The organism is Streptomyces sp. NPDC097129, assembly GCF_055668065.1.
The window spans coordinates 1-1,029 of the sequence record NZ_JBVOQE010000124.1 but is presented as its reverse complement, the minus strand read 5'-3'; the positions used below and the strand labels follow the sequence as shown (position 1 = coordinate 1,029).

Below are 1,029 nucleotides of genomic sequence, written 5' to 3'. Positions count from 1 at the left end.
CTTCGATTTCAGGGTCAGCGCCAGAGCGTGGCTTGCTTGCGGTTGCGCGCCGGACGCGCGGAACAACTCCCATTGACGACGTTGCGGCGCAGACAGACCCATCGTCTCGGGACGTTTCACCGCCGGCGCCAGGATCGGACGCCCACCTTCCGAACGCGCGACGACGGCCGCCAACTCCGCAACACTCGGCGCGTCGAATACGTCTCGAATACTGACGTCCACGCCGAACGCTTCCCGAATGCGACCGACCAGTTTCATCGAAGCCATCGAATGGCCGCCGAGTTCGAAGAAACTGTCGTGGACTCCGACACTCGGGAGTTGCAGGATTTCCGCGAACGCAGCCGCAACCGTGGACTCCACTGCCGTGCGAGGAGCAACATCACCCGCCAGCTCCGACCAGTCCGGAGTGGGCAACGACTTGCGGTCGAGCTTTCCGTTGGGCGTCAACGGCAGCGGACCGTCAAGGGCGACAACCATGGTCGGAACCATGTAGTCGGGCAACGACAGTGCCGCGAGGTTCCGCACTGCCGTCGTGTCGACGACGACACCGGGTTCCGGTGACACGTAACCGACCAGGCGCGTGATTTCGCCCTGCCGATCCGCGACGACCGTTGCCTGCTTCACCGAAGGATGGGCACTGAGAGCTCCGATGATTTCGCCCAACTCGATTCGGAAACCGCGGATCTTGACCTGATCGTCGACGCGGCCGAGGAAGTCGATGTTCCCGTCAGTGCGCCACCGCGCGCGGTCCCCGGTGCGATACATGCGATCGCCCGCGGTGAAGGGATCGGCGATGAATCTCTGCGCCGTCAGATCGAATCGGCCCAGATAGCCTCTCGCCAGGCCGCGTCCCGCGATGTACAGCTCGCCGGATACTCCCGGCGGAACCGGACGCAGTTGATCGTCGAGCACGTACGCCTGTTCGTTGGGGTCAGGGATTCCGATGGGCACGGGACCGTTCCAACCGGGTTCTGCCTGCCACAGTGTGTTGTTCACCGTGGCTTCGGTGAGTCCGTACGCGGCAAGCAA

At 63.8% G+C, this 1,029-nt stretch carries 1 protein-coding gene; it reads right to left on the bottom strand.

Features of this window, described 5'->3' with window-relative positions:
- A partial coding sequence (locus tag AC0B9F_RS38570; protein WP_472010528.1) for a phosphopantetheine-binding protein occupies positions 1-1,029 on the bottom strand: 1,029 nt, incomplete at its 3' end.